Source organism: Thiohalocapsa sp., assembly GCF_019695415.1.
Lineage (GTDB): Bacteria > Pseudomonadota > Gammaproteobacteria > Chromatiales > Chromatiaceae > Thiohalocapsa.
This window is the reverse complement of record NZ_JAIFKJ010000391.1, coordinates 1-4,369: the sequence shown is the minus strand read 5'-3', so window position 1 is coordinate 4,369 and position 4,369 is coordinate 1. Positions and strand designations below refer to the sequence as shown.

Here is a 4,369-nt window from a genome sequence, read left to right as displayed (position 1 = left end):
CCGCCGGTCGCAAGGTGCGCACCAGGGCGGCGGGCGAAGAGCCCGGATGGGCCCGGGAACGGGACGCTTAGGCGTGCAAGCTGACGGCCGCGCAGCCCTATCCACCAAACACGAAGGCGATGGCCCGATCTATCGTGGACGACATCTTGGCGTTCATCGGCCGAGAACGGCTGATTGCGGTTCACCCCACCTACGGCCAGGGTGGTTGGCTCGATAAGGTACTTGAGGCAGCCGCTGAGTATCTGTTTGTGTCGTCGGTCGGTTACATGGACTGGCCGTCAGCCCTCGATGCCTATCAAGGCGTTCACGCGATTCCGCTCATGACGATCCATAAGAGCAAAGGACTCGAATACCACAGCGTCATCTTCGTCGGCCTGGACGATGGCGCATGGTGGAGTTTCGCCAACGATCAGATCGAGGGCACTGCGGGGTTCTTCGTGGCCTTCACCCGCGCCAAGCAACGTGTGGTCTTCACTTATTGCGCGCACAGAGGGGCGCGGAGCAAAATTGCCACTCTCTACAATTTGTTGGAGAAGGCGGGCGTCCGGACGTTCTCGATCAACTAGCGAGACGCTGAATTATTCAGCGGTACCCGCCGAGAAGTAGCGGGTGCGCGATAGGAAACGTATCACCATTCGACCGGTTTAGATCGGCCTATTTGTATCTTCGCCCACGCCCCGCAGAAAGACACACCGCGTATGGATAGGTTGACAGTTCTAGCGGCCGGTTACGGGTTATTCGCAGCCGGCGGGTCACGGAGCGCCAATGACCGGAGTTGGCCGAGACCTGCCGTAACTGGCCCACGGGCTCAGGGTGTCAGAAAATTCTACATTCCGCCGCCTGCGAGGGCGGCCAGTATGTCCGCAGTTGGCCGGTTACGGCCCCTCCTGACCCCAAAACCGGGCAGCAGCTTAGGCGCACATGGCGGACGATTGGCGGAGGTTCCCTGACCGGCAGTTCCTGACCCTGGTCGCCCGGTCGCCGTTTCGCCCCAACCGGCGAGGTGCTCCAGGTTCCGGACGCTCGAGCTGCCTGCATGATTGATGTCACGATGCAGGCGCGCACCCTTGCTCACGACGATCTGACTCCTGACAACCCGGGCTCGCGAAGCGACACCACGACACAGTGTCGAGAGCGTTGCTATTTCACTATATCGACCTATACTGAAATTGTGATATGCAACCTCGGAGGCGATCAGATGAAACGACTTGTTGCCTTGTTGATTGCCGGATCGCTGGTCGCACCGCCCGCGCTCGCCTACGACGAGGCGTTGGCGAAGACCTACGAGCGGTTCTTCGAGAGTTTCGAAGAGAAGCAAGTGCCGAAAGCGATGCACTTGATCCCGCCGGAAAAGCTCATCACGGCGATCAAGAACGGCGAGGATTTGGTGCTGCTCGACGTGCGCACGCGACAGGAGCAGAGCGTCGTGGGCGTGACCTACCCCGGCACCTTGCATATGCCGATGAACGAAGTGTTCAAGCCTGAGAACCTCGCGCAGATTCCGACTGACAAGAAGGTGGTGGTGACCTGCCAGGCAGGAGTGCGCTGCACAGTTATCGCAACCGCTTTACGGAACGTTGGCTTCGACAATGTCTATGCGACCAAAGGTGGGCTCGCGGCACTGGTCAAGTACCTCGGGGCCAAAACCGCATTCTAGAGCATTCTCAGTGCAAGGCGGCGCGAACACTCACGCCGCCAGTTTTGGTAAGCCGGGGATACAGGCAGCAGTTAACAGCAGCCGCTGCCTTAGGAATTCCGCCGACCACAGGACGTCGTTCGCAGACAGCAATGGCTGTGCTTCTGGCCGTATGCTGCCGTCGCGTCGTTGCTGCTGGGCGTCCGCAGTGGATCAGTTGACGGACCTGCCTCCAGGGTCGGGCGAAGAGCTCAGCGGGCGAGACGCCATCGCGATGCTACGCGATTGCAGGTCCCTCGCGAACCGTCGAGGGCGTCAAGACGGTCGTCGACCCTCAGCCAACATCATCTGACCTCTGATCAACGGCAGCGGCGATCCAGCTAACGGCGGACAGCAGAAACGCCATTCGACATGATCGGCGGCATCCTCAATCGGGCCCGCCCGGGCCTGCCCGACGCGGACACTGTGCTGGAGTCGATGCCCGTCTGGGGCTGACTGCCCGGCTACATCTGCGCCGCGCGGACTCCGCATCGAATCACATCATGTCAAAGCGGGCTGCCCACAGCCGGTCGGCGGGCGCGGCCGCGGCTCCGCCGTCCCCGGCAACCGCACCAGCCCCGCCCGCAGCGCGAGCCGATACAGCGCCGGTGTGAGCACGAGCCCGAGCGGCATGGACAGCCCGACGCCGCCCGCGATGACCACCGCGAGCGGGGGCCAGAAGTCGCCGCCGGAGAACAGGATCAGCGGCAGGAAGCCACCAACGGTCGTCAGGGTGGTTGAGACGATGTGCCGCGTAGCGGCGGTGATGGCCGCGAGCATGGCGCCGATCTCGCCCGCGGCGGCCTCTGCATCGGCGCGGATGGCGGCGAGCACGACGATGCTCGCGTTGATGGCGACGCCGACAAGCCCGGCGCTTCCCAGGATCGGGTTGAAGCCCAGCGGCCAGCCCGCGAGCCACAGCGACAGCATGCCGAGCCCGACCGACAGCACGCCGGTGACGAGCACGATGCCGGCCAGCGTAAAGCTCCGAAACGCGAGCACCAGCGTCGCCACCATCAGTGCACCGAGCAGCGGCGCATAGGCCAGCAGGAGCCCGATGGCCTCGCCCTGTTCCTCGCTGTCGCCGGCGAACGCCAGCCGATAGCCGGGCGGCGGCGAGAAGCCCTCGGCCTCCAACAGCCGGCGCAGTTCCGCCGTCACCTCGATGGGCAGCGCGTCCGGCGTGAGCCAGGCCTCGATGATGTTCAGGCGCTCGCCGTCGCGGCGGGTGATGGCGGCCGTCTCCGGCGCGAGACGGAGATCCCCCAGGGCCGCGGCCGGGATCCACTCGCCCGGTGCGCGCGCCGAGACCAGCGGTAGCGTCGCGAGCGCGGCGGGGTCGTCGCGCTGGTCCGCGTCGTAGCGCACCCGCACGGGCAGATCCTGCACGTCCTCCAGCACGCGCCCGCCGACGGCGCCCTCCAGCGCGGTGCGGTATTGGGTCGCGATTGCGCCCAAGCTCAGGTCCGCGAGGGCGGCATCGCGTTCATCCGCGGCGATGGCAAGGGTCTTCGCGTCCGGGCCGATACTCGCGATGGACTCGGTGACCTCCGGCAGCCGGTGCAGGATGCGCCGCACCTCGTCGCTCTCCAGCCTCAACACCTGCACCTCAGGCCCCATAAGCCGCCCCCCGAAGGGCGCCGCGCAGGGCGGCCCCTGGCCGAAGCTGCGCACGACGATGCGAAGCGCCGGGAAGCGCTCCGGCAGATCGCGCTGCAGCGCGCCGACGAGGCGCGCCGCCTCCGCCTGGCTCGCGGCCTGCACCGTGCCGCGGGCGTAGGCCGCGTTGCGGTCCTGGTTGCGCAGCTGGTTGTAGTACACCGGCGGCGAGCTGCCGCCGGCCACCCAGAACACACTTTGCACGTCGCCGGCGCTGCGAATGGCCGCCTCCACTTCCAGCACCGACGCCGCGGTGCGCGTGACCGAGGACTCCTCCGCCGCCCACACCTGCACCTCGAACTGATCACGCTCCGCCGGCGGAAAGAACTGCAATCCAAGCTGCCCCGAGGCGACGAAGCCCGCAACCGGCACCACCAGGCACAACGCTGTCACGAGCAGCGGGCGCCGCAACGCGGTCCCGAGCAGCGCGCCGTAAGCACGCCCGACGTGCCCGCTCGACAGCCCCTGCTGCCAGAAGCCCCGACCCCGCGGCGTGGCGGCAAGCCCGGACAGCGCCGGAATCAGCGTCATGGAGATCAGAAACGACGCCGCGAGTGCCAGGATCACGGACACGGCGATGGGGCCGATGAAGTCACCGATATTGCCGGGCAACAGAAAGATCGGCATGAAGCCGAGCACGGTGGTCAGCGTCGAGGCCGCGAGCGGCACGCCGAGATGGCGCACGGCGTCCGCTACCGCCACGTCCGGCGCGGCACCGGCAGCACGCCGGGCGCGCACCGCATCGGTCATCACAATCGCGTTGTCGATGAGGAGCCCGAGCGCGATGATCATGCCGAAGATGCTCATCTGGTGGATCTGCCCGCCGGCGAAGTCGAGTCCGAATAGTGCGATGGCCGCCGACAGCGGCAGCGCGGCGCCGACGATGAGCGCCGAGCGCAGCCCCATGGTCAGCAGCACCACCGCCATCACCACGGCGGCACAGGCGATGAGATTGCCGCCGAGCTCGCCGAGTCGCGCGTTGGTGTAACGGCTCTGGTCGAACAGCACTGCCACACCGAGCACGCCGCCGAGCCC

The 4,369-nt window shown here is 66.4% G+C and carries 3 protein-coding genes; 2 read left to right on the top strand and 1 reads right to left on the bottom strand.

Features of this window, described 5'->3' with window-relative positions:
* Positions 1–134: 134 nt before the first annotated feature.
* Positions 135–566, top strand: coding sequence for a 3'-5' exonuclease (locus I6U14_RS11245; protein WP_296899370.1), 432 nt, complete (start codon positions 135–137; stop codon positions 564–566).
* 470 nt (positions 567–1,036) lie between these two features.
* Entirely contained in the window at positions 1,037–1,657 is a 621-nt protein-coding gene (locus I6U14_RS11240) for a rhodanese-like domain-containing protein (RefSeq protein ID WP_296899368.1), read from the top strand.
* Positions 1,658–2,176: 519 nt separating this feature from the next.
* Here the strand turns inward: I6U14_RS11240 and I6U14_RS11235 are convergent.
* The coding region (locus I6U14_RS11235) for an efflux RND transporter permease subunit (protein ID WP_296899366.1) at positions 2,177–4,369 on the bottom strand (2,193 nt) is incomplete at its 5' end.

Bases quoted from the DNA above. Each gene is read 5' to 3' on its own strand.
- I6U14_RS11240 (WP_296899368.1), top strand. From the start codon at position 1,037: ATGATTGATGTCACGATGCAGGCGCGCACCCTTGCTCACGACGATCTG.